This is a genomic window from Streptomyces sp. NPDC025806 (assembly GCF_055558275.1).
In genome coordinates this window covers 36,786-60,204 of the sequence record NZ_JBVHMU010000018.1, presented here as the reverse complement: position 1 = coordinate 60,204, position 23,419 = coordinate 36,786, and the positions used below count along the sequence as shown (strand labels likewise).

The 23,419-nt window shown below is 73.2% G+C and carries 21 protein-coding genes; 13 read left to right on the top strand and 8 right to left on the bottom strand.

All coding sequences use genetic code 11. The features are described from left to right. On the top strand, window positions 1-717 hold the full coding sequence (locus ACZ4E1_RS32255; RefSeq protein ID WP_467546184.1) for a TetR/AcrR family transcriptional regulator: 717 nt from the start codon (window positions 1-3) through the stop codon (window positions 715-717). Window positions 718-724: 7 nt separating this feature from the next. Here the strand turns inward: ACZ4E1_RS32255 and ACZ4E1_RS32250 are convergent, their stop codons facing one another. From ACZ4E1_RS32250 to hmgA, 3 genes are all read right to left on the bottom strand, one after another. Next, window positions 725-1,939: a type ISP restriction/modification enzyme gene (locus ACZ4E1_RS32250; RefSeq protein WP_467546182.1), complete on the bottom strand. Its 1,215-nt coding sequence runs from the start codon at window positions 1,937-1,939 to the stop codon at window positions 725-727. Between the two features lie 22 nt (window positions 1,940-1,961). Next, the gene (locus tag ACZ4E1_RS32245; protein ID WP_188339794.1) at window positions 1,962-2,714 is read right to left on the bottom strand and encodes a GntR family transcriptional regulator; all 753 of its coding nucleotides are present in this window, start codon (window positions 2,712-2,714) and stop codon (window positions 1,962-1,964) included. Window positions 2,715-2,877: 163 nt separating this feature from the next. Then, window positions 2,878-4,197 (bottom strand): homogentisate 1,2-dioxygenase, encoded by a 1,320-nt coding sequence (gene hmgA / locus ACZ4E1_RS32240; protein WP_467546180.1) that lies wholly within the window; start codon window positions 4,195-4,197, stop codon window positions 2,878-2,880. A 148-nt stretch (window positions 4,198-4,345) separates the two neighbouring features. On the opposite strand from hmgA, the gene ACZ4E1_RS32235 reads away from it, so the two are divergent. From ACZ4E1_RS32235 to ACZ4E1_RS32200, 8 genes are all read left to right on the top strand, one after another. Next, a complete protein-coding gene (locus tag ACZ4E1_RS32235; protein WP_467546178.1) occupies window positions 4,346-6,385 on the top strand; it encodes a right-handed parallel beta-helix repeat-containing protein in 2,040 nt (679 codons plus the stop codon). 14 nt (window positions 6,386-6,399) lie between these two features. After that, window positions 6,400-7,215, top strand: coding sequence for a cupredoxin domain-containing protein (locus ACZ4E1_RS32230; RefSeq protein WP_467546177.1), 816 nt, complete (start codon window positions 6,400-6,402; stop codon window positions 7,213-7,215). Between the two features lie 6 nt (window positions 7,216-7,221). After that, window positions 7,222-8,490, top strand: coding sequence for a hypothetical protein (locus ACZ4E1_RS32225; protein ID WP_467546175.1), 1,269 nt, complete (start codon window positions 7,222-7,224; stop codon window positions 8,488-8,490). Between the two features lie 63 nt (window positions 8,491-8,553). After that, a complete protein-coding gene (locus tag ACZ4E1_RS32220; protein ID WP_467546339.1) occupies window positions 8,554-9,237 on the top strand; it encodes a TetR/AcrR family transcriptional regulator in 684 nt (227 codons plus the stop codon). A gap of 161 nt (window positions 9,238-9,398) precedes the next feature. Continuing rightward, window positions 9,399-10,805: a CitMHS family transporter gene (locus ACZ4E1_RS32215; RefSeq protein ID WP_467546173.1), complete on the top strand. Its 1,407-nt coding sequence runs from the start codon at window positions 9,399-9,401 to the stop codon at window positions 10,803-10,805. 4 nt (window positions 10,806-10,809) lie between these two features. After that, entirely contained in the window at window positions 10,810-12,069 is a 1,260-nt protein-coding gene (locus ACZ4E1_RS32210; protein WP_467546171.1) for an MFS transporter, read from the top strand. Window positions 12,070-12,344: 275 nt separating this feature from the next. After that, window positions 12,345-12,959, top strand: a complete 615-nt coding sequence (locus ACZ4E1_RS32205) for a hypothetical protein (RefSeq protein ID WP_467546169.1) — start codon at window positions 12,345-12,347, stop codon at window positions 12,957-12,959. A 118-nt stretch (window positions 12,960-13,077) separates the two neighbouring features. After that, window positions 13,078-13,767: a class F sortase gene (locus ACZ4E1_RS32200; RefSeq protein ID WP_467546167.1), complete on the top strand. Its 690-nt coding sequence runs from the start codon at window positions 13,078-13,080 to the stop codon at window positions 13,765-13,767. 366 nt (window positions 13,768-14,133) lie between these two features. On the opposite strand, the gene ACZ4E1_RS32195 is transcribed toward ACZ4E1_RS32200, so the two are convergent. After that, window positions 14,134-14,349, bottom strand: a complete 216-nt coding sequence (locus tag ACZ4E1_RS32195; protein ID WP_467546165.1) for a hypothetical protein — start codon at window positions 14,347-14,349, stop codon at window positions 14,134-14,136. A gap of 119 nt (window positions 14,350-14,468) precedes the next feature. On the opposite strand from ACZ4E1_RS32195, the gene ACZ4E1_RS32190 reads away from it, so the two are divergent. The 3 genes from ACZ4E1_RS32190 to ACZ4E1_RS32180 all read left to right on the top strand — a co-directional run bounded on the left by ACZ4E1_RS32190 (window position 14,469) and on the right by ACZ4E1_RS32180 (window position 18,501). Further along, window positions 14,469-15,857, top strand: coding sequence for an aldehyde dehydrogenase family protein (locus ACZ4E1_RS32190; RefSeq protein WP_467546163.1), 1,389 nt, complete (start codon window positions 14,469-14,471; stop codon window positions 15,855-15,857). Between the two features lie 20 nt (window positions 15,858-15,877). Then, the gene (locus tag ACZ4E1_RS32185) at window positions 15,878-16,960 is read left to right on the top strand and encodes a Zn-dependent alcohol dehydrogenase (protein WP_467546161.1); all 1,083 of its coding nucleotides are present in this window, start codon (window positions 15,878-15,880) and stop codon (window positions 16,958-16,960) included. 194 nt (window positions 16,961-17,154) lie between these two features. Continuing rightward, a complete protein-coding gene (locus ACZ4E1_RS32180) occupies window positions 17,155-18,501 on the top strand; it encodes an MFS transporter (RefSeq protein ID WP_467546159.1) in 1,347 nt (448 codons plus the stop codon). Between the two features lie 12 nt (window positions 18,502-18,513). Here the strand turns inward: ACZ4E1_RS32180 and ACZ4E1_RS32175 are convergent, their stop codons facing one another. The 4 genes from ACZ4E1_RS32175 to ACZ4E1_RS32160 all read right to left on the bottom strand — a co-directional run bounded on the left by ACZ4E1_RS32175 (window position 18,514) and on the right by ACZ4E1_RS32160 (window position 22,136). Then, window positions 18,514-19,476 carry an urea transporter gene (locus ACZ4E1_RS32175; protein ID WP_467546157.1) on the bottom strand — a complete coding sequence of 321 codons (963 nt, stop codon included), beginning with the start codon at window positions 19,474-19,476 and terminating at the stop codon, window positions 18,514-18,516. Window positions 19,477-19,595: 119 nt separating this feature from the next. Beyond that, window positions 19,596-20,504, bottom strand: a complete 909-nt coding sequence (locus ACZ4E1_RS32170) for a DMT family transporter (RefSeq protein WP_467546155.1) — start codon at window positions 20,502-20,504, stop codon at window positions 19,596-19,598. Between the two features lie 230 nt (window positions 20,505-20,734). Then, entirely contained in the window at window positions 20,735-21,442 is a 708-nt protein-coding gene (locus ACZ4E1_RS32165; RefSeq protein WP_467546153.1) for an ArsR/SmtB family transcription factor, read from the bottom strand. 43 nt (window positions 21,443-21,485) lie between these two features. Then, window positions 21,486-22,136, bottom strand: coding sequence for a TetR/AcrR family transcriptional regulator (locus ACZ4E1_RS32160; protein ID WP_467546151.1), 651 nt, complete (start codon window positions 22,134-22,136; stop codon window positions 21,486-21,488). A gap of 77 nt (window positions 22,137-22,213) precedes the next feature. On the opposite strand from ACZ4E1_RS32160, the gene ACZ4E1_RS32155 reads away from it, so the two are divergent. Beyond that, window positions 22,214-23,365, top strand: coding sequence for an acyl-CoA dehydrogenase family protein (locus ACZ4E1_RS32155; RefSeq protein WP_467546149.1), 1,152 nt, complete (start codon window positions 22,214-22,216; stop codon window positions 23,363-23,365). Window positions 23,366-23,419: the final 54 nt, after the last annotated feature.

The following is a 23,419-nucleotide window of genomic DNA, read 5'->3' as shown; positions in this document are numbered from 1 at the left end:
ATGGCGGGCCGAGCGGCCGAACCCGAAGTGATCTGGGCGCGCCCCGAGCGTGCCGGGCGTGGCCCGCGGCCCGCGCACAGCAGGGCCGACATCGCGGCGGCGGCCGTGCGGGTCGCCGACGCCGAGGGCATCGACCAGGTGTCCATGCGGCACGTCGCCGCCGCCCTCGGCATGGGCACGATGTCGCTCTACAACTACGTCCCCCGCAAGGAGGACCTGTACGAGCTGATGGTCGACGCCGTCAGCGCGGAGTACGACTATCCCGAGCCCAGCGGGGACTGGCGGGCCGACGTCCTCGGACTCGCCCACCAGATGCGCGCGATGATGCTCCGCCACCCCTGGCTGCCCCGGCTGATGTCACCGGTCTACGGCTTCAGTCCGAACGCGCTGACGTACCTGGAGTACAGCCTGCGCTGCCTCGACCCGCTGGAGCTGCCCTACGGCACCAAGATGGAGCTGATCGCGTCCCTCAACGGCGTCGTCACGACCTACGTGGCCAACGAGATCGCCACCGCGGAACGCACCCGGTCCCTGCCCTGGAGCGCCGAGCAGGAGCAGGCCGTGCGGATCGGCTACCTCGGCACGCAGGTGGCCTCCGGGCGCTACCCCCGGCTCGCCGCCGCCTTCACCGAGGACTCCGGGCCGATCGACATGGAGGCCGTGTTCGACCGGGCGCTGCGCCGCACGGTCGAGGGGTTCGTGGCCGCACCGTCCTGACGCGTGGTCACAGCAGGGCGAACTGGCCGCCGGGGCCCTCTTCCTGATGGTCCAGGACCGAGGCGGGGCGGCGGGCACCGTCCGGCACCGGCAGCACGCGGGCCCGCACCAGCTCGTCCGCGGTGAGCGGCTCGGTGCCCAGTTCCGCGCGCAACTCCTCGCACTGCGGCTCCAGTTCGGCCTGAAGCGTGAGCACCGTGACGAGTTCGAGCAGCTCGGACGTCCACGCCTGCGGCCATGCCGAGGGGCGCACCGCGGCGAGCGTGCCCGGCTCGGCCGCGGCCGTGCGCCGGGCGAACCACTGCTCGATCACCCGCACTCCGCCCACCGTGAAGTCCCAGGCCGCGGCGGGCACCGGCGAGATCCGCCCGGCGCCCACGACCAGGGCCTCCTCCTCGCGCTCGTACACCAGCTCCCCGGGACGGGCGGGCAGCGCGGAACGGACGTAGGGGCGGCGCCCGCCGGGCAGCTTGGGCCGCTCGGCGCCGCCGCCGCGCCGGGCCAGCCACAGCAGCCGCCGGCCCAGAACGACCCCGCGTTCCCACAGCTGAGGATCGGTGGTCAGCGGCACCCGGCACCCGCGCGCCTCCCGCACCGCGACGGCGAGCACCCAGGCCAGCAGGTCCTCGGCGCCCACCTCCTGGTCGTAGGTGCCGGACAGATGCGTGAGCAGGCCCGGCGTCACGTTCGGCTCGGTGCCGTCGGGCCTGCGGTACAGCGGGCGGATGCGGCCCGGGCGGCCCGCCGGGGAGCGGCCCTCCGGCAGCACGGCCGACGCCAGCACGGCGGGCCCGGCGGCGTCCGGCACGTGGCCCTGCTCCACGAGGTACAGCTGGCGCTCGCCGGCCACGCGCCACAACTCGGGGCGCGCCGCGTCCAGGAGCCGCTGGTCGGGGATGAGCCACTGCTCGTCGAACGGGCCGTGCAGCAGCCGCACCGGCTCCGGGCACGGGCCCTCCGCGCGGGCCAGCGGCTCGGTGCCCGTGCGCTGACCGGGCAGTTGGGCGGCGGGGGAGTGCAGGGTCCGGGCCCGGGACGGTTCGAGCAGGGCCGCGCGCTCCTGCGCCCCGGCCCCGACGAACCGCTCCCAGCGGGCCCGCAGCGACGCGGCGTCCGGCGCGACCGGCCAACCGCGGCCCAGGCGCAGGGGCGCGACGGACCACGGCATGAGGTCCGCCAGCGGCATCGCGTACGAGAGCCCGTCGTTCGTCACGCCCGGCATGGTACGTCCCCCCGATGGCCGTTCAGTCGGCGTCCAGCGTCACCGTGAACGAGAAGCGGTCGCCGCGGTAATGGATCACCGCGACGTCCAGGACCCTTCCCGCTTCGTCGTAGGTGATGCCCGTGTAGTGCAGGATCGGGCTCAGCAGCGGCACTTCCAGCAGCCGGGCCGTCTCCGGGTCGGCGAGGCGGGCCTCCACCGAGTCCGTGATCCGGCTGATGCGCACGCCCACGACGTCCCGCAGCACCTTCGTCATCGGCCAGCGCTCCAGATCGGCCGGGTCGACCAGGGGGCCGAGGTCGGGGCGCAGGTAGTTGCGGGCGTGGTTGGTCGGCTCGCCCGTCTTCTCGTCGCAGCGCAGCCGGTGGTACGCGGCCACGTGCTCGGCGCCGGGGAAGTGCTCGGCGAGGGCGGTGGGCACCGGGGCGGAGCGGTCGTGGTCGAGCAGGCGGGTCGTCATGCCCGACTGCTGGGCCACGATCGCGTCCACCGAGCCCAGCAGCCGGACCGGGGCGCCGCGGCGCGCCGCCGGTTCGATGAACGTGCCGCGGCGGCGGTGCCGGGTGATCAGGCCCTCGTCCTCCAGCTCCTTCAGCGCCTGGCGCATCGTGAGCACGGAGACTCCGTAGTGGGCCGCGAGCTGTTCCTCGGTGGGCAGGCGGAGCGGGTCCTGGGGGGATCTGCCGAGTATGGAGGCGCGCAAGGACTGCGACACCTGATACCAGAGCGGCAGCTTGCGGTTCAGGACGATCGAGTCCGGGGCGAATGACGTCACGGGGCTATCCGTATCTGTCGCGGGCCCGTCTTGCAATGTCGGTCCCCTGGTGGCCTGGTCTTCGGCTCTCCCGCCGTCGTGGCTGGTCGCGCAGTTCCCCGCGCCCCTGAAGGCATGCGCTGCGCGCAGCCTTCCCCTATGGAGGGGGCGCAGCCCCCCCCACTCAGCCGCGGCCGAAGTTCGACTCCAGCCCGGCCCACACCTCGTCGTACCCGCGCTGCAGATGCGCCGCGTCCGCCGCCTGCGCGGCGACCGTGAGCGGCCAGCGGGTCTCGAACATGAAGGCCAGGCCGTCGTCGATCTTCTGCGGCTTCAGCTCGGCGGCGCTGGCGCGGTCGAAGGTCTCCCGGTCGGGGCCGTGCGCCGACATCATGTTGTGCAGCGAGCCGCCCCCGGGCACGAACCCTTCGGCCTTCGCGTCGTACGCCCCCTCGATGAGCCCCATGTACTCGCTCATCACGTTCCGGTGGAAGTACGGCGGGCGGAACGTGTCCTCGCCCACCAGCCAGCGCGGCGCGAACACCACGAAGTCGACGCCCGCGAGCCCCGGGGTGTCCGACGGCGAGGTCAGCACCGTGAAGATCGACGGGTCCGGGTGGTCGTAGGAGATCGTCCCGATGACGTTGAAGTGCCGCAGGTCGTACACGTACGGGACGTGGTTGCCGTGCCAGGCGACGACGTCCAGGGGGGAGTGGTCGTACGTGGCCGTCCAGAGGTTGCCGCAGAACTTGTTGACCACCTCGACCGGGCCCGCGACCTCCTCGTACGCGGCGACCGGCGCCCTGAAGTCCCGTGCGTTCGCGAGGCCGTTGGCTCCGATCGGGCCGAGGTCGGGGAGCTGGAACGCCGCGCCGTAGTTCTCGCAGACGTACCCGCGGGCCCTCTCGTCGAGCAGCTCCACGCGGAAGCGGACCCCGCGCGGGATCAGCGCGACCTCGCCGGGACGGGCGGCGAGCAGCCCGAACTCCGTGCGCAGCAGCAGTCCGCCGTGCTCCGGCACGATCAGCAGCTCGCCGTCCGCGTCGCTGAACACGCGATCCATCGGCGCGTTCGCGTGGTACAGGTGCACGGCCATGCCGGTGCGCTGCGTCGCGTCGCCGTTGCCGCCGAGGGTCCACAGGCCGGCGAGCCAGTCCGTGCCGGGGGCGGGCTCCGGGAGCGGGTTCCAGCGGCGGCGGTTGGGGTCGGGGACCGTCTCGGTGAAGGGGGCCGTGCGCACCGCCCCGTTGTCCGTCCGCGTGAACTCGGGGTGGGCCGCCGAGGGGCGGATCCGGTACAGCCACGAGCGGCGGTTGTGCGCGCGGGGCTCGGTGAAGGCCGTGCCGCTCAACTGCTCCGCGTACAGGCCGAGCGGGGCGCGCTGCGGTGCGTTGCGCCCGACGGGCAGGGCTCCCGGCACCGCCTCCGAGCCGTGCTCGTTGCCGAAGCCGGTGAGATACGTGAGCTCCTGGGCCGTCTTCCTCGCCTGCTCGATGCCGTTCATAGGTGGGCGCTCCCGGTGCCTGAAGGAATCCTATGCATCACCGTAGGATTCCGGGCCCTGGCGCGTCAACGGTGCCGTTCCGTGCGGACGGGAGAAAGCCCTGCCGCAGGGGGTCCCAAAACATGAGCAGTGCTCTACTCTCGCGCCCATGCCGTGGATCCGAAGGCTCCTTGTCGTCCTGGTCGCGCTCTGCGCGGCACTCGCCGCAACCCCCGTCGCCCAGGCGCACGAGGAACGGCCGGTGAAGCTGCCCGACGGGTCGGGCAGCGTGCCCGTCCACCGCGACGGGCCGCCCGACCTGCTCGTCTGCAAGAACGACCGCGCGGACTTCGAGCGCCGCGTCGCCGGCTTCCCGGCCGCCCTGCGCAAGAAGAACCTCGACCTTTTCGCCCGCTGCCAGGACAAGGGCTTCCGGCACCTGCAGGCCGCGGTGGACGCCGTCGACCGGCCCGGCATGAACATCGCGATCCTGCCCGGCCTGTACGAGGAGGAGCCCTCACGGCCGAGGCCCACCGGGGCCTGCACCCGCCTCAAGGCCAGGAACTCCCAGCTGGGCTACCAGATCCTGTCCTACGCCCAGCAGAAGCGCTGCCCGCACAATCAGAACCTCGTCGCGATCCTCGGCAAGAAGAACCTGCAGATCGAAGGCACCGGCCAGTCCCGCCTCGACGTCGTGATCGACGCCAAGTACTCCAAGCTCAACGCGATCCGCGCCGACGGCAGCGACGGGATCTACTTCAGGAACTTCACCGCCCAGCGCACCACCTTCAACTCGCTGTACGTCCTGGCCGGCGACGGCTTCGTCATCGACGACGTCCTGACCCGCTGGAACGACGAGTACGGCTTCCTCACCTTCGCCAGCGACCACGGGCTGTACAAGAACTGCGAGTCCTACGGCAACGGCGACTCCGGCATCTACCCGGGCAGCGCCTCGAACATCAACAACGGCCGCGGCTACGACGTCCCGCGCTACTCCATCGAGATCGCCGGCTGCCGCAGCCACCACAACATGGTCGGCTACAGCGGCACCGCCGGAGACTCCGTCTACGCGCACGACAACGAGTTCGACCACAACATGGGCGGCGCCTCCATGGACTCCGCCTTCCCCGGCCACCCCGGACTGCCGCAGAACCACGCCCGGTTCGAGCGCAACGACATCCACGACAACAACCAGAACTACTACCCGTACGTCGCCGACGGCACCTGCGCCAAGGATCCCGTCGACCGCGGCTACGAGGACGGTGTGGTCTGCCCCCAGATCTCCATGCCGCCCGGCACCGGCATCATCACCGCCGGCGGCAACTGGAACCGGTACGAGAACAACTGGGTGTACGGGCACGACCGCGCCGCCTTCTTCCTGAGCGCCGTCCCCGCGTTCATCCGCGGCGAGTCCGCCTGGTCGAAGCAGACGGACACCTCGCACCACAACCGGTACGCGGGCAACAAGCTCGGCGTCGACAAGCAGGGCCGATCGCGGCCCAACGCCACCGACGTGTGGTGGGACGGCCAGGGCGGGGGCAACTGCTGGCAGGGCTCCGCGGGCGCCTCCACCCCGCGCGCACTACCCACCTGCGGGACGAAGCGCGGAGACGTCTCCGGCGGCTCCGACCGGCTCGCCGGCGAACCGACCAAGCTGGCCGCGCTGCTGGTCTGCGCCGACTACAACGTCCAGGCGCGGCGGCTGCCCGCCGGCTGCGACTGGTACGGGGCGCGGGGCATCGAGCGCATCGAGGTGCAGCTCGCGCTCGGCGTCGCGGTCGTGCTGACCCTGGTCGGCGGGGTGCTGTGGTGGCGCCGGCTGCGCACACACCGCTGGGCGACCGTGGCGTGCGCCGCGGGACTCGTCGGCCTCGCGCTCGATGTCGCCGGATCGACCATGGGACTCCAGTCCGGCTACCTGCCCGCCCTCGCCCTGGTACTGACCGGCGCGTGGTGGACCGGCATCGGACTCGTCCTGCGGCGCGAACGCCCGTGGTTCGGGTGGGTCACCGTGGCGCTGGGCGCCCTCACCCTCCTCGACGCCTTCGACAAGGCGGTGGTGATGCTGCCGTGGATCCCGCTCGGCCCCGCCTGGATCCGCGGACTGCTCGGCGTGGTGTGGGTCCTGTGGGCCGTGGTGGCGGCCTCCCGCCAGGACGCCGCCGGCCGGCCGGAGACCCCCGAGGTCCTGACGGAGGTGCGGGCGTGAGGGGCGGCGCGGGCGTGAGCGGACGGCTGGCGCGTGCGGTCGTCGTGGTGCTGCTGGTCGTCGGTGTCGCGGCGGGGTGCGGCGGGCGGCCCACCACCCACCACAAGCCCGGCACCGGACACCAGGAGGCGAGCGGCTCGGCCGGACGGCTGCTCGACCGCACGGACGAGTCCGGGCACCGCTACCGGCAGGTCGACGCGGACGGCGCCCCGTCGGTCGAACTGGAGGTGCGGCCGGACTCGGCCGACGGCTGGAACGTCCACCTCGACGTGAGCGACTTCCGGTTCACCCCGGACAGCGTCGGCGGGGGAGCGCTGCCCGGGCGCGGCCACGCGCACCTGTACGTCGACGACCGCAAGATCGCCCGCGTCTACGGCGAGTGGTTCCACCTGCCCGAGTCCGCCGTCCCCAAGGGCACCCACCGGCTGACCGCCCGCCTCTACGCCGACGACCACACGGTCTGGGCGGTCGACGGCGAACCGGTCGAGTCGACCGCCCACGTGACGTCCTCCGGACGCGAGGGCGGGCACGCGCACGGCGATGCCGGGGCCTCCGCAGGCGGCAAGGTGGACCGCACCGTGACCGTCACCGTCGACGGCAAGAACGTCCAACCCCCGCCGGACCGCCTGGAGTTCAAGAAGGGCGAGCGCATCCGTCTCTCGGTCACGAGCGACCGCGCCGACACCCTCCACGTCCACGGCTACGACAAGGAGGTCACCCTGCCGGCCGGCCGCGCGGCCACGCTGACCCTCACCCTCGACCGCACCGGCCTGTTCGAGGTCGAGACGCACGAGTCCGGCCTGCTCCTCACCCAACTCGTGGTCCGGTGACGTGCGGTGACCCTCCGCTCTTCCGCCCCGCTCGCCCACGGCATCGGCTCCCGGCACGATCTGCCCCTCTCACCCTTCTACGCGTACGCGGGAGCCTTCGCCGCGCTGTTCGTCTCCTTCCTCGCGCTCGGCCTGCTCTGGTCCGCCTCCCGGTTCCGCGGGAACCGGTCCGGGCTCGCGCTGCCGCGCCCGGTCCAGCGCCTCGCCGACGCCCGCGCCACGCGCACCGCCCTGCGCGCGCTCGGCCTCGGCACGGCCGTCCTCGTCCTCGTCTCCCTCCTTCTCGGCCCCGACGACCCCGAACGCAACCCGGCCCCCGGCGCCGTGCACGTCCTGTTCTGGGTCGGTCTCGTGCCCGCCTCGCTGCTGTGCGGCCCCGTCTGGCGGCTGCTCAACCCCCTGCGCACCCTGCACGCCGCCGGCTGCCGGGCCCTCGGACGCGACCCCGACGCCGGGCGCCCGCTCCCGCCCCGGCTCGGCATGTGGCCCGCCGCCCTCGGCCTCTTCGCCTACACCTGGCTCGAACTCGCCTCCCCCGACCCCGCGTCCCGCACCGCCCTGCTCGCCTTCCTGCTCACCTACGCGGCCGTCCAGCTCGCCGCCGCCGCGAGGTTCGGCGCCCGCTGGTTCGACGAGGGCGACGCCTTCGAGGCGTACTCGACGCTCTTCGCCCGGCTCTCCCCGTTCGGCCGGCGCGACGACGGACGCCTCGCGCTGCGCAACCCGTTCCACGGCCTCGACGCCACCCCGCCCGCCCCCGGGCTCGTGGCCACCGTGTGCGTGATGCTCGGCTCCACCGCCTACGACGGCTACGCGGACGCCCCGTCCTGGATCACCCGCCTGCAGACCTCCTCCCTCGGCCCCACCGCGACCGCCACCCTCGGCCTGCTCGGCGCCGTCACCCTCGTCGCTGCCCTGTACGCGCTGTGCGCGGGCCGGGCGCCCCGCGCCGCGTTCGCCCACGCCCTCGTGCCGATCGCCCTCGGCTACCTCGTCGCCCACTACTTCACGCTCTACGCGACCGAAGGACCGCGCACCCTCGCCCTGGCCGCCGGCGCCGACCACCCCGTCCCGCCCGAACCGCCCCTCGGACCCGGCGGCCTCGCCGCGCTCCAGGTCCTCGCCATCGTCACCGGACACGTCCTCGGCGTCGTCGCCGCGCACGACCGTGCCGTCCGGCTGCTGCCCCCGGAGAAGTCCGTCACCGGCCAGCTCCCCCTGTTCGCGCTGATGATCGCGTACACCCTCGGCGGCCTCGGCCTGCTCATCGCCTGAGACCGGCCGCGCCCCGGGACCGATCGGGAGGCAGTCGACGGTCCCCGTACCCGAAGGGCCATGATGGACCCCGTGACCACGACGCCTTCCTTCAGCGATCAGTCGGCACGTTCCCTGCGCCGCACCCCCGTCCAGCGGCGCAGCGCCGAGCGGCTCACCAGGATCCTCGACGCCTGCGCCGGGCTCCTCGACGAATGCGGCTACGAGGAGCTGAGCACGCGGGCCGTCGCCCTGCGCGCCGAGGTCCCCATCGGGTCCGTCTACCGCTTCTTCAGCAACAAGCGCGCCCTCGTCGACGCCCTCGCCCAGCGCAACCTGGAGCACTACGCGCAGCGGGTCACCGAGCGGCTCGGCCGGATCACGGAGGGCGACTGGCGCGCCGCGATGGACACCTTCCTCGACGAGTACGTGGCCATGAAGCGCACCGCGCCCGGCTTCTCGCTCGTCGACTTCGGCACCCAGATCCCGGTCGGCGACCCGGCCTCCGACCCCAACCACCGGGTCGCCGGCACCTTCACCGACCTGATCGCCCCGCACCTGGACCGCGAGCCCGACGACGACCTGCGCCGCGTGTTCCTGGTCGCCGTCGAGACCGCCGACTCCCTCGTGCGGCTCGCCTTCCGGATCGACCCCGCGGGCGACGAGCGGATCATCGCCGAGGTCCGCCTGCTCCTGCACGCCTACCTCGCCGAATCCCTCGACCCGCGCCGCCCGCGCACCCCCCGTACACCACGCGCAAAGCTGTGACCTGGAGTTTTGCGCTTATTGCTCACGCGTCAACATCTTGTTAACCCCATATGACGGCCCCTAACGTCTCGCTGACCGCCTCCCCCGTCCGGCCTCTCCGTCCGGGCCGATGGACGGCACTGCAGACGGCAGTTCAACGGCGAACGTTAGGGACCTCCTCCATGCTGACAATCCTCGGATTCGTCATGATCGCCACCTTCCTGGTGCTGATCATGATGAAGAAGGTGTCGCCCATCGCGGCGCTCGTGCTCATCCCCGCGCTGTTCTGTGTGCTGGTCGGCAAGGGCGCCCATCTCGGCGACTACGTCATCGCCGGCATCGGCGACCTGGCGCCCACCGCGGCGATGCTCATGTTCGCCATCGTCTACTTCGGCGTCATGATCGACGTCGGCCTCTTCGACCCGATCGTGCGCGCCATCCTGAAGTTCGCCAAGGCGGACCCGGTGCGGATCGTCGTCGGTACGGCCGTGCTCGCCGCGATCGTCTCCCTCGACGGCGACGGCTCCACCACCTTCATGATCACCGTCTCGGCGATGTACCCGCTGTACAAGCGCCTGAAGATGAGCCTCGTCGTGATGACGGGTGTCGCGGCCACCGCCAACGGCGTCATGAACACCCTGCCCTGGGGCGGCCCCACCGCCCGCGCCGCCACGGCCCTCAAGCTGGACGCCAGCGACATCTTCGTGCCGATGATCCCGGCCCTCGCGGTCGGCCTCGTCGCCGTCTTCGCCCTCGCCTACGTCCTCGGCCGCCGCGAGCGCAAGCGCCTCGGCTTCCTCTCCCTGGACGAGGTCACCGAGACGGTCACCGAGACCGCCGACGAGAAGGTCCTGGTCGGCGCCGGTTCCGGTGCGGGCTCCGACAAGAAGGCCACCGGCGGCGGCGACCACAGCGCCCCCTCGTACGAGAACGAGGAGGGCGAGACCTTCGCCGGCCTCGACCCGAACCGGGCCACCCTGCGCCCCAAGCTCTACTGGTTCAACGCGCTGCTCACGGTCACCCTGCTCACCGCCATGATCATGGAATGGCTGCCGATCCCGGTGCTGTTCCTGCTCGGCGCCGCGCTCGCGCTCACCGTGAACTTCCCGCACATGCCCGACCAGAAGGCCCGCATCGGCGCCCACGCCGAGAACGTCCTCAACGTCGCCGGCATGGTCTTCGCCGCCGCCGTCTTCACCGGCGTCCTCCAGGGCACCGGCATGGTCGACCACATGGCCAAGTGGGTCGTCAGCGGCATCCCCGACTGGATGGGCCCGCACATGGCGCTCGTCACCGGTGTGCTCTCCATCCCGTTCACGTACTTCATGTCGAACGACGGCTTCTACTTCGGCATCCTGCCGGTCCTCTCCGAGGCGGGCGCCGCGCACGGCGTCTCCTCCCTGGAGATCGCCCGCGCCTCGCTCGTCGGCCAGCCGCTGCACATGTCGAGTCCGCTGGTGCCCGCCGTCTACGTCCTCGTCGGCATGGCCAAGGTCGAGTTCGGCGACCACACCAAGTTCACCGTGAAATGGGCCGCGCTGACCGCCCTGGTGGTCCTCGCCGCCGGCCTCCTCTTCGGGATCCTGTGACCCGATGAACCGCTCCGCAGGGCCCGGTCAGGGACGCGCGTGGCTGCTCCGCCTCGTCATCGCCTTCAGCTTCGCGCAGGCGGCGGTGTCGATGGCGCGGCCCGCCGTCTCCTACCGGGCCCTCGCGCTCGGCGCCGACGAACGCGCCGTCGGCGTCATCGCCGGTGTCTACGCCCTGCTCCCGCTGTTCGCCGCCGTCCCGCTCGGCCGGCGCACCGACCACGGGCGCTGCGCCCCGCTCCTTCCCTTCGGCGTCGCGCTCATCGCGGGCGGCTGCGCCCTCAGCGGCACCGCCGGGTCCCTCGCGTCCATGGCCGCCTGGAGCGGCGTCATGGGCCTCGGACATCTCTGCTTCGTGATCGGCGCCCAGTCGATCGTGGCCCGGCAGTCCGCGCCCGACGAACAGGACCGCAACTTCGGCCACTTCACCATCGGCGCCTCCCTCGGCCAGCTCATCGGCCCCATGGCGGCCGGCGCGCTGATCGGGGGGCCCGACATGGCCGGCACCAGCGCGCTCGCCCTGCTGGTCTCGGCCGGCGTCTGCGCCGTCTCCCTCACCTCCCTGTGGCGCATCGAGTCCCGCACGGCTGCCGGGCCGGCGGGCCGGGGCGAACCGGGCGGCGCGCCCCGGGTCCCCGTCCACCGCATCCTGCGCACCCGCGGCGTCCCCGGCGGCATCTTCATCAGCCTCGCCGTCCTGTCGGCCACCGACATCCTCACCGCCTACCTGCCCGTCGTCGGCGAGCACCGCGGCATCGCCCCGTCCGTCGTCGGCGTCCTGCTGAGCCTGCGCGCGGGCGCGACCATCGCGTGCCGTCTCGTCATGACCCCGCTCATCGACTGGCTCGGCCGCGCGGTCCTCATCGCTTCCACGTGCGGGCTGGCCGCGCTGCTGTGCGCGGGGATCGCGCTGCCCGTGCCCGTCTGGGCGCTCGGCGTGATGCTGGTCCTGCTGGGCTTCTGCCTCGGCGTCGGCCAGCCGCTGTCGATGACCACCGTCGTCCAGGCGGCCCCGCCCGAGGCCCGCTCCACCGCGCTCGCGCTCCGCCTGACCGGGAATCGGCTCGGGCAGGTCGCGGCGCCGGCCTCCGCGGGGCTCGTCGCGGGGGTGGCCGGGACGGCGGCGCCCTTCGTGATGCTGGGCGGTCTCCTGCTCCTTGCCTCCGGCTTGGGGGTGCGGGGGGCGCGGCCGCGTGTGCCGGGGCCGGTCGCGGGGCGGGTGCGGCTGCGTCGTGGCCGGTCGCGCAGTTCCCCGCGCCCCTAATGAGGCTGCGCCTCATCGGGGAAATGCGACCCGAAGGGTCTGCATTTCAGGGGCGCGGGGAACTGCGCGCTCAGCCACGACGGCGCGTGAGTCGAGCGACGGCCGCGCGCGGCAGCCACCTTGGCAGCACCGGCATTCGCACCCGCACCCGATGGAGCCGGACGGGTGGAAGTCGGAGGGTGGTGCGGCACGGTGCCGCCAGGCGCGTCTGTTGCGTACCAATAGTCGGATTATCGGCCCGTCAGATCCGGGATCCACGACTAAAGGAACCACGCATGAGCGCTTCGGTGATCCGCCCCCTGCTGTCCGCTTCCGTCATCGCCCTCGCCCTCGCCGGCGCCCCCGCCGCGTACGCCGCCCCCGGCGACAACGGTGACGTGAAGATCCACGACTCGAGCACCGGGGAGTTCGACCAGCGCAACGACCCGAAGGTCTGCCGCTTCTATCTCGACGCCTTCAACTTCGACGCCGGGCAGAAGGTGACCTGGACGATCGCCCCGCAGCCGCCCAAGGCCGACCTGCCGAGTCTCCAGGGCGCCCTCACCACGGACGCCAACGGGCACAAGCGGACCGCGAACCTCTCGCTGCCCGAGGGGATGTACAAGCTCGACTGGACCTTCGCGGGCGAGCAGGGCGCGGGCAAGCACAAGGTCTTCCAGGTCGACTGTCCGGGCGGCGGCGGAACGAACGGCGGTGGACCGGGCGGCCACGGCCACAAGCCACCGCACGGCCCGGTCGGCGCCGGTGGCGGCGGCGTGGCGGACACCAGCGCGCCGGCCGGCGACTCGGGCTCCGGGGTCGCGATGGGCGCCGCCGCCGCGGGCCTCGCGGGCGCCGCGGGTCTGATCCTCGTCCGCCGTTCCCGCCGCCGCGCCGATGGCGCAGCGTAGTTCGGTCCCCCCGCGTGCGGCGGCCCCGAGCGGACGAGCCCCGGCCCGTCCGCGCGGGGCCGTCCGGCGCGGGCGCACCACCCGGCGGCAGCGCCGGCTCCTGAGGCTCGCCCGCACGGTGGCCGTCACCCTGACGCTGGTCGGCGGGGTCGTCTGGTGGTCCGGGGGCGAGGAGCCGTCGGCCCCGGCCCTCGCCACCCGCGCGGCTTCCGGGTCCGGCACCGACGGGGCGAACGGAGCGCACGGGGCGAATGCCGCACGAGCGCGGGACACGTCCGGCGCGACCGGGCACCAGAAGGCGGCCAGGATTCCGGGGGAGCCCGCGCGGCCCCCCGCGCCCCTGGCCCGGTCCCGCCCCACCGCCCTCGCCGTCCCCGCGATCACCATCGAGGCACCCGTCGTCGGCCTCGGCCTGAAGCCGGGCGGCAGCCTTGCCGCCCCGCCCGTCGACAACCCCCGGCTCGTCGGCTGGTACACGGGCGGCGTCGCCCCCGGCGAGCGCGGCACCGCCGTCGTCGTCGGTCACCGCGACACCCGCACCGGCCCGGCGATCTTCCTCGATCTCGACTCGCTCGACACCGGCAACACCGTCCGGATCGCCCGCGCCGACGGCCGCGTCGCCGTCTTCACGGTCGACCGGGTCCGTACGTACGCCAAGGCGGCCTTCCCGGACCAGGAGGTCTACAGCGCCGCCCGGCGCCCCGAACTGCGCCTGATCACCTGCGGTGGCGCCTACGACCGGAAGACCGGGTACGCGGCCAACATCGTGGTCTTCGCCCATCTCACCGGCGTCGAGCGGAAGCTCTGACCCGTCCCCCTCCCCGTATCGGGAGGGGAGTACGGGGAAGCGGGGGAGTACGGGGAGCCGCGAGCTTTCTGGCGCGGCGTCCCGAACCGCCCCGCGCCCCCCCGCACTCCGTGATCCCATCCGGCCGCACCGCACCCGCGACGACCCGCGCCTCCACCTCCGTGAGCCGCTCCCCGGCCCCGACCGCCCGCCCGGCCTCCGCGGCAGCGATCCTTACGGCCGACTCCCGCGGCCCGGCGAGGAGTTCGGTCGGCCCGGCGAGGAAGGGGGCCTCGCGGCGCGAGCGGTGCGCACCTCGAAGAGGTCCCCTGCCGGTCCGCAACGACCGACCGCTCCAGCGGAGATCCGGCCCTCCCGGCCGCACTGTCACGCATCCGAACCCGGGCCGGCGCCTACGAGGGCGACCACGCGTCGCCCTCCTCGCCCCCCGGCGACAGCCGCCTCCGCCGGCTCCCGTGCCGCGTCGAACTCGTACCGCAGCACCCGCAGTCCGGCCGGATCGGCCCGCTCGAACGCGGCGACGGATGGATTGCCCGTCCCCTCCGCCGGGCCGAGGGCGCGCCGCCCCGTCGCGGCGGTCACCGAAGAATTCCCGACCGCGTGACAGGGGTCTCCGGACGGTCCCTGGCGCCCAAAAACTAACACCGCTAGTTTGGGGCGCAGGACGACCGGCACGACTTACGCGGTACTGGAGGAGAGCCATGAAGGCCCACGAGGGGATGTACATCGACGGTGCGTGGCGGGAGGCCGCGAGCGGCGAGACGATCGCGGTCGTCAATCCGGCCGACGAGCAGGTCATCGGCCACGTACCGGCAGGCACCGCGCAGGACGTCGACACGGCGGTCCGCGCCGCCCGCGCCGCGCTCCCGGGCTGGGCCGCGACCCCGCCCGCCGAACGGGCGGCCCGCATCGGCGCCCTGCGCGATGTGCTCGTGGCCCGCAAGGAGGAGATCGCCGAGACGGTCACCGCCGAGCTCGGCGCACCCCTGGCGTTCTCGCAGGCGGTCCACGCGGGCGTCCCGATCCTGGTCGCGGGTTCGTACGCCGAGCTCGCCGCCACGTACGCCTTCGAGGAGAAGATCGGCAACTCCACGGTGTACGCCGAGCCGATCGGTGTCGTCGGCGCGATCACCCCCTGGAACTACCCGCTGCACCAGATCGTCGCGAAGGTCGCCCCGGCGCTCGCCGCGGGCTGCACGGTCGTGCTCAAGCCGGCCGAGGACACCCCGCTGACCGCCCAGCTGTTCGCGGAGGCGGTGCACGAGGCGGGCGTACCGGCGGGCGTGTTCAACCTGGTCACCGGCCTCGGCCCGGTCGCGGGCCAGGCGCTCGCCGAGCACCCGGACGTGGACCTGGTCTCCTTCACCGGATCCACCGCCGTCGGCAAGCAGATCGGCGCGACCGCGGGCGCCGCCGTCAAGCGCGTCGCCCTCGAACTCGGCGGCAAGTCCGCGAACGTGATCCTGCCCTCCGCCGACCTCGCCAAGGCCGTGGGCGTCGGCGTCGCCAACGTGATGGGCAACTCCGGCCAGACGTGCAGCGCCTGGACCCGCATGCTCGTCCACACCGATCAGTACGACGAGGCCGTCGAGCTCGCCGCGGCGGCCGCCGCCAAGTACGGGGACCGCATCGGCCCGCTCGTCAACGCCAAGCAGCAGGCCCGCGTGCGCGGCTACATCGAGAAGGGCGTCGCCGAGGGCGCGCGCCTCGTCGCCGGAGGCCCGGACACCGAGCGCGAGCGGGGCTTCTTCGTCGAGCCGACCGTCTTCGCCGACGTCACCCCCGAGATGACGATCGCCCAGGAGGAGATCTTCGGCCCCGTCGTCTCGATCGTCCGCTACGAGGACGAGGACGACGCCCTGCGCATCGCCAACGGCACCGTCTACGGTCTCGCGGGCGCCGTCTGGGCCGGCGACGAGGCGGAGGCCGTGGCGTTCGCCCGCCGCATGGACACCGGCCAGGTCGACATCAACGGAGGCCGCTTCAACCCGCTCGCCCCGTTCGGCGGTTACAAGCAGTCGGGTGTCGGCCGCGAGCTCGGCCCGCACGGCCTCGGCGAGTACCTCCAGACCAAGTCCCTCCAGTTCTAGCCCCAGGAGCCGTACATCCCATGGTCCGCGCCGCTGTACTGCCCGCCGTCGGCTCCCCGCTGGAGATCACCGACATCGACCTGCCCGCACCCGGACCGGGCCAGGTCCGTGTCAGGCTGGCCGCCGCCGGGGTCTGCCACTCCGACCTGTCCCTGACCAACGGCACGATGCGCGTGCCGGTCCCCGCCGTCCTCGGCCACGAGGGCGCCGGCACCGTCGTCTCCGTCGGCGAGGGCGTCACCCACGTCGCCCCCGGCGACGGCGTCGTCCTCAACTGGGCGCCCTCGTGCGGGCGCTGCCACGCCTGCTCGCTCGGGGAGGTCTGGCTCTGCGCCGACGCGCTGACCGGCGCGGGCGACGTGTACGCGCAGAGGTCGTCCGACGGCAGCGACCTGCACCCCGGTCTGAACGTCGCCGCGTTCGCCGAGGAGACCGTCGTCGCCGCCCGCTGCGTCCTGCCCGTCCCCGACGGCGTCCCGCTCACCGACGCCGCCCTGCTCGGCTGCGCCGTCCTCACCGGCTACGGTGCCGTCCACCACGCCGCCCGCGTCCGCGAGGGCGAGACCGTCGCGGTCTACGGCGTCGGCGGCGTCGGCCTCGCCACGCTCCAGGCGGCGCGCATCGCGGGCGCCGCGAAGATCGTCGCCGTCGACGTCTCCCCGGAGAAGGAGGAGCTGGCCCGCCGCGCCGGCGCCACCGACTACGTCGTGGCCTCCGAGCACACCGCCCGCGAGATCCGCGCCCTCACCGGCAAGCAGGGTGTCGACGTGGCCGTGGAGTGCGTGGGCCGCGCCGTGACCATCCGTACGGCCTGGGAGTCGACGCGGCGCGGTGGCCGCACCGTCGTCGTCGGCATCGGCGGCAAGGACCAGCAGGTCACCTTCAACGCCCTGGAGCTCTTCCACTGGGGCCGCACCCTGTCCGGCTGCGTCTACGGCAACTGCGACCCGGCCGTGGACCTGCCCGTCCTCGCCGAGCACGTCCGCGCGGGCCGCCTGGACCTGAGCGCGCTGGTGACGGAGCACATCACCCTGGACGACATCCCGACGGCCTTCGACACCATGCTGGCGGGCAAGGGAGGCAGGGCGCTGGTGGTGTTCTGACCGATTCAAGCCCCTGCGGCGATTGAGCAGCGGGGTCCGGGGCGGAGCCCCGTGACGGTACGACCGGGCGGCGTCGAAAAATATCGGCGCCGCCCAACCCGTTGACCGCCATACCGTCCGGTCAGTACGTTCCCGGGGCAAGCGCGGCGCCCGCCAGAACGCAAACGTCCCCGCACCCACCGGAGTGTGCCCGCATGGCCTCAGCCCCATCCGCTCGCCCCGGCACCACCCACCCCACGACGGACGAGAAGAGCCGCGACCGCCAGCGGCGCAGGGTCGCCACGGCGGCCGCCCTCGCCTCCGCCGTCGAGTGGTACGACTACTTCGTCTTCGGCATCGCCGCCGCCCTCGTCCTCGGCGACCTGTACTTCCCCTCCGGCAGCCCCACCGCCGGCGTACTGGCCTCCTTCGCGACGTTCGCCGTCGGCTTCCTCGCCCGCCCCATCGGCGGCATCATCGCCGGCCACTTCGGCGACAAGCGCGGCCGCAAGCCCATGCTGGTCCTCGCCCTGACGCTGATGGGCCTCTCCACGACCTGCATCGGCCTGCTCCCCACGTACGACACCGTCGGCGTCGCCGCACCGATCCTGCTGGTCCTGCTGCGCGTCGTGCAGGGCATCGCGGTCGGCGCGCAGTGGGGCGGCGCCATGCTCATGGCCACCGAGTACGCTCCCGAGAACAAGCGCGGACTGTACGGCAGCCTCGTCCAGCTCGGCGTGCCCATCGGCGTGATCACCGCCAACACGGTGTTCCTCGTCGCGGGCGCCGTCACCTCCGACGCGGCGTTCGCCGCGTGGGGCTGGCGTGTGCCGTTCCTGGTCGGCCTGCTGGTCCTGGCCCTCGCCTTCTACATCCACACCCGGGTCGAGGAGACCCCCGAGTTCAAGGAGGCGGAGCGCAAGCTCGCCGAGGGCGAGAAGGCGAAGGCATCGGCGCAGTCCCCGCTGCGTACGGTGCTGCGCCGGCACCTCGGCACCGTGTTCCTCGCGGGCGGCTCGTTCGCCGTGAACACGGCGACGTTCTACATCCTGATCACCGGGGTCCTCGACTACACGACCCGCGAGCTCGGCATGAAGCGCGAGGCCGTCCTCACCGTCTCGCTCTGTGTCAGCCTCACCCAGCTCGTCCTGATCCCCGCGGCGGCGGCCCTGTCCGACCGGATCGGCCGCATCCGCATCTACGCCCTGGGCGCGGCCGGGCTCGCGGTGTGGGCGGTGCCGATGTTCCTGCTGATCGACACCGGCTCACTGCTCTGGCTCGCGGTCGGCACGTTCGTGACGAGCTGCTTCCTCAGCATCATGTACGGGCCCCAGGCCGCCCTGTTCGCCGAACTGTTCACGCCCGAGATGCGCTACACCGGCGCCTCGCTGGGCTACCAGATCGCGGCGGTGCTCGGCGGCGGCCTGGCCCCGTTCGTGATGGTGCTGCTCCTGGAGGCGAGCGGGACCTCGCTCGCGGTGTCGGCCTACATCATCGGGCTCGCCGTGATCGCCCTGGCGTCCATCAAGGTCCTCGCGGGCCGGGCGGCGGACCGCTCCTGACCCCCGCTCACCTCACGGTCGTGGATCCGGGTCCGCCTGCGCCGGGGCGGGCCCGGATCCACGCTCGGTCAGCGTCGGGAAGGATCGCGCCCCGGCCAGGAACGCCAGCGTCGTCAGCACGAACGGCCAGGTCAGCGCGTGCCCGCCGGCCGGTGCGGTGAGCGCCCCGAGCGCCGGGGCGAACGCGGTCGAGGCGGCGGCCCCCGCCAGCGCGTAGATCAGCGTCCGCGGCCCGAACTCCAGGAACACCCCGCCGAGCGCGAGCGCCACCAGGATCGCGTTGTACCCGGACGTGCCCTCGGCGAGCTGCGCCGCCGGCGTGCCCAGCAGCCCTGCCGTCACCATGCCCACGAGGTTGCCGAGCGCGGCGACCCCGGCCACCCGCGGCCCCGCGGCGAGCAGCCCCGCGAACACGAACGCCCCCACGTACCACTGCGGCATCAGGAAGATCTGGCCGAAACCCGCGAGGAACCCCTGGGCCAGCTCGGCGGGGCCCGGACCCTTCGCGCCGAACTCCACCGGGCCCGGCAGCGCGGCGAGCCCGCCCCCGGTCCACACCCGGGGGAACGCGGGCGCGGCCAGCGCCACCGCGGTCGCCACCGCGCAGAACGGCAGGGTCAGCGCCGGGAGCCCGAACGTGTCGAGGGCCCGCCCCGCCGCGGCGGTCACCACGGTCACGACGGCGCACCCGAGCAGCGCGACCAGCACGGTCGCGGGACGCTCCGGGCGCAGGAACACGGCGCAGCTCACGCCCACCAGGCAGGAGTTGAAGCCCTCGAGGCCCTGGGTGACCCGCTCCCGCTCCACCCCGAGCAGGGCGGCGATCCCCGTCCCGACGACCGCCCCGCCGAGCCCGTACAGCCCGTACTCCCACCCGGCGGCGAACAGCGCCACGACGAACAGGGCGCCGGTCAGCGCGCGCGGCACGAAGGTCACCTGACCCAGTCCCCGCAGCACCCGCAGTGCGAACTGCATGCAATCCGAAGTCCAACTACGCCCCGATTCGGGGTGAATTGCGGCGTCCACCACGCCTGCCATGTGCCGCTCCCGCGTGACGACCATGTTGCCCAAGTCCGGGCGGAGGGACTGTACAGCTACTTCTGGGATGTGGCGGGCGCGGGGGCCGATTTCACCGCGTTCCGGGGACGAGAACGCGCCACCGCCACGCCGGCCAGGCACAGCACGCCGCCGCCGAGCGTCACCGGACCCGGCACCTCGTCGAGCGCGGCCCACGACATCAGCACCACGAGAGCGGGCACCGCGTACGTCGTCGCGCCCATCCGGCTCGCGGTCGTCCGGGCCAGCGCGTACGCCCAGGTCGTGAACGCCAGCGCGGTCGGGAACACACCCAGATACAGCATCCCGAACGTGGCCTCGGCGGGCGCCCGGGCCGCGTCGTGCACCAGCTGCCCGGTGAACGGCAGGCACGCCACCGCCCCGATCAGACAGCCGAACGTCGTCACCTGCAGCGCGCTCGCGTGGCCGAGGGCGGGCTTCTGCGCGACGACACCGCAGGCGTAGCCGACCGCCGCGATCAGACACAGGCCGACCCCGAGCACGGAGGCGCGGCCCTCTCCGGACAGGGAGAGGCCGACGGCCACGGCGCCCGCGAACGACACCGCCATGCCCGCGAGCAGCCGGGGCGGCAGCGGGTCGCCCAGGAACCGGGAGGAGAGCAGCGCGACGAGGATCGGGCCGATGTTCACGACGAGCGCCGCCGTGCCCGCGTCCACCTGCTGCTCGCCCCAGTTGAGGACGACCATGTACACCCCGAACCAGAGCACGCCCGACACGGCGATCCCCGGCCAGGCGCTCCGCGGGGGCAGGCCCTCTCGGCGGGCCGCGCAGAGGACTCCCAGCACGGCGGCGCCCGCCAGGAGCCGGCCCAGGGCGAGGGCGCCGGGGGAGTAGTGGGCGCCGGCGCTCCGGATGGCGACGAAGGCGGAGGCCCACAGGGTGACCGTGACCATGGCTGCCGCCGGCCCGGATCGCAGGGTTCTCATGGGGGGCTGGCTCCTTTGTTCGTGGGTGGTGCGTGGGCGAGTGCGGCTCCGGTGGGGGCTGGTCGCGCAGTTCCCCGCGCCCCTGAAATGCAGACCCTTCGGGTCGCATTTCCCCGATCAAGGTGCGGGGTGCCTTTCATCGGGGGAAGGCGCGGCGAAGCCGCATGCCTTCCAGGGGCGCGGGGAACTGCGCGATCAGCCCCCACCGGCCCGCAGACGAAGAACGGGCCTCACTCCGGCGCGGGCAGGCCGATCTCGGTGCGGAGGGCGCGGATTCCCGCGGCGGTGAGCCGAACCGCCCGCCCCGAACCAATGCGCTCGGCCCAGCCGGATTCCAGCACGTGCGAACAGAGCGCCGCCCCCGCCGCCCCCGCGAGATGAGGCCGCCGCTCGGTCCAGTCGAGGCACCCCCGGACGAGAGGCCGCCGGCCGCCCCCGAGTGCGATGCCCAGCGACCGGAACCACCCGAACCCCGCCTCCGTCAGCGCGAACCCGGAGTCGACCCGCAGCAGCCCGCGCCCGGCCATCGCCTCGGTCACCGACACCCCGAGCCGCCCCGCGAGATGGTCGTAACAGGTCCGCCCGCGCGCCAGCGCGTCCCGTACGGAAGCGGCCCGCAGCGACCGGGCCCGCGGGGAGCCCCCGCCCGGCGCCGCGTACCCGGCGAGGCTCTCGACCAGCTCGGCGACCCGCGCGTCGGCGAGCCGCACGTACCGGTGCCGGCCCTGACGCTCCTCGGCGAGCAGTCCGCCCGCGACGAGCCGGCCGAGGTGCTCGCTCGCGGTGGACGGGGCGACGCCCGCGTGCCGCGCGAGCTCGCCCGCCGTCCAGGCCCGCCCGTCGAGCAGTGCGAGCAGGCACGAGGCCCGTGTCTCGTCGGCGAACAGCGCGGCGAGCGCCGCGAGTCGGGGGGCGCCGGGTTCCTGGGAAGCAGCCATGACCCAAGGATGGGCCCACGACGGTTCGGCCGTCGCCGCAATATCAGGGAGTGGTAGCCGCCACCTGCGCGTACTGCACGGCAAGACCGTCGAGCAGCGCCGCGAGCCCCGTCTCGAAGGCCCGCTCGTCGACCTGTTCCTGCCGCTCGGCGAGCAGATGGGCCTGGCCGAGGTGCGGGTAGTCGGCCGGGTCGTACGCCGTCTCGTCGTCGACGAAGCCGCCCGCGAACGAGCCGAGCGCCGAGCCCATCACGAAGTACCGCATCAGCGCGCCGATGGAGGTCGCCTGCGCGGGCGGCCACCCGGCGTCGACCATCGCGCCGAACACCGCGTCGGCGAGCCGGAGTCCGGCCGGACGGCGGCCGGGGCCCTGCGCCATCACCGGCACGATGTTCGGGTGCTCGCGCAGTGCGGCCCGGTAGGAGACTGCCCAGTCGTGCAGCGCCGTCCGCCAGTCCCGCTCGTCCTCGGGGTCGAACATCGACAGGTCGACCTGCGCGCTCACCGAGTCGGCGACGGCCCCGAGGATCTGGTCCTTCGTGCGGAAGTGGTTGTAGAGCGACGGGCCGCTCACCCCGAGCTCGGCGGCGAGCCGGCGGGTCGAGACGGCGGCGAGGCCCTCGGCGTCGACGAGGGCACGGGCCGCGTCGACGATGCGGTCGGTGCTCAGCAGGGGCTTGCGCGGTCGGGCCATGCGGCACATAGTAGGGCTGACAGCGAAAAACTAGCAGTGCTAATTTATTGGTGCTGGCGACACCTGGGAGTCGGGCCGTGGATCTGGAGCTGAGCGAGGAGCAGGCGGCCGTGCGCCGGCTCGCCAAGGATTTCGTCGACCGCGAGATCGCGCCGAACGTCGTGGCCTGGGACCGTGCCGAGGAGGTCGACCGCGGCATCGTCAAGAAGCTCGGCGAGGTCGGCTTCCTGGGCCTGACCATCGATGAGGAGTACGGCGGCTCGGGCGGCGACCACCTCGCGTACTGCCTGGTCACGGAGGAGCTCGGCCGCGGTGACTCCTCGGTGCGCGGCATCGTCTCGGTCTCCCTGGGCCTCGTCTCCAAGACCCTCCAGGCCTACGGTACCGAGGAGCAGAAGCGGGCCTGGCTGCCCCGGCTCACCGCGGGCGAGGCCCTCGGCTGCTTCGGCCTCACCGAGCCCGGCACCGGCTCCGACGCGGGGAACCTGACGACGCGGGCCGTGCGCGACGGCGACGACTTCGTGATCAACGGCTCCAAGATGTTCATCACGAACGGCACCTGGGCCGACGTCGTCCTGCTCTTCGCCCGCTCCACCGACGCCCCCGGACACAAGGGCGTCAGCGCCTTCCTCGTCCCCACCGACACCCCCGGCCTGACCCGCCGCACCATCCACGGCAAGCTCGGCCTGCGCGGCCAGGCCACCGCCGAACTGGTCCTGGAGGACGTCCGCGTCCCCGCCTCCGCGCTGCTCGGCCAGGAGGGCAAGGGGTTCTCGATCGCCATGTCCGCGCTCGCCAAGGGCCGCATGTCGGTGGCCGCCGGCTGCGTCGGCATCGCCCAGGCGGCCCTCGACGCCGCCGTCGGATACGCGGGCGAGCGCGAGCAGTTCGGCAAGTCCATCGCCTCGTACCAGCTGGTGCAGGAACTGATCAGCGACATCGCGGTCGACGTCGACGCGGCCCGGCTGCTCACCTGGCGCGTGGCCGATCTCATCGACCGCGGCCAGGACTTCGCGACCGCCGCCTCCAAGGCGAAGCTCTACGCGTCCGAGGCCGCCGTGCGCTGCGCCAACAACGCCCTCCAGGTCTTCGGCGGCTACGGCTACATCGACGAGTACCCGGTCGGCAAGCTGCTGCGCGACGCCCGCGTCATGACCCTGTACGAGGGCACCAGCCAGATCCAGAAGCTCATCATCGGCCGCGCGCTCACCGGGGTCTCCGCCTTCTGAGTACGTACCTAGGTAGCCGAGCGGATGTGACGGCAGCCACATCCGCCCGATGCT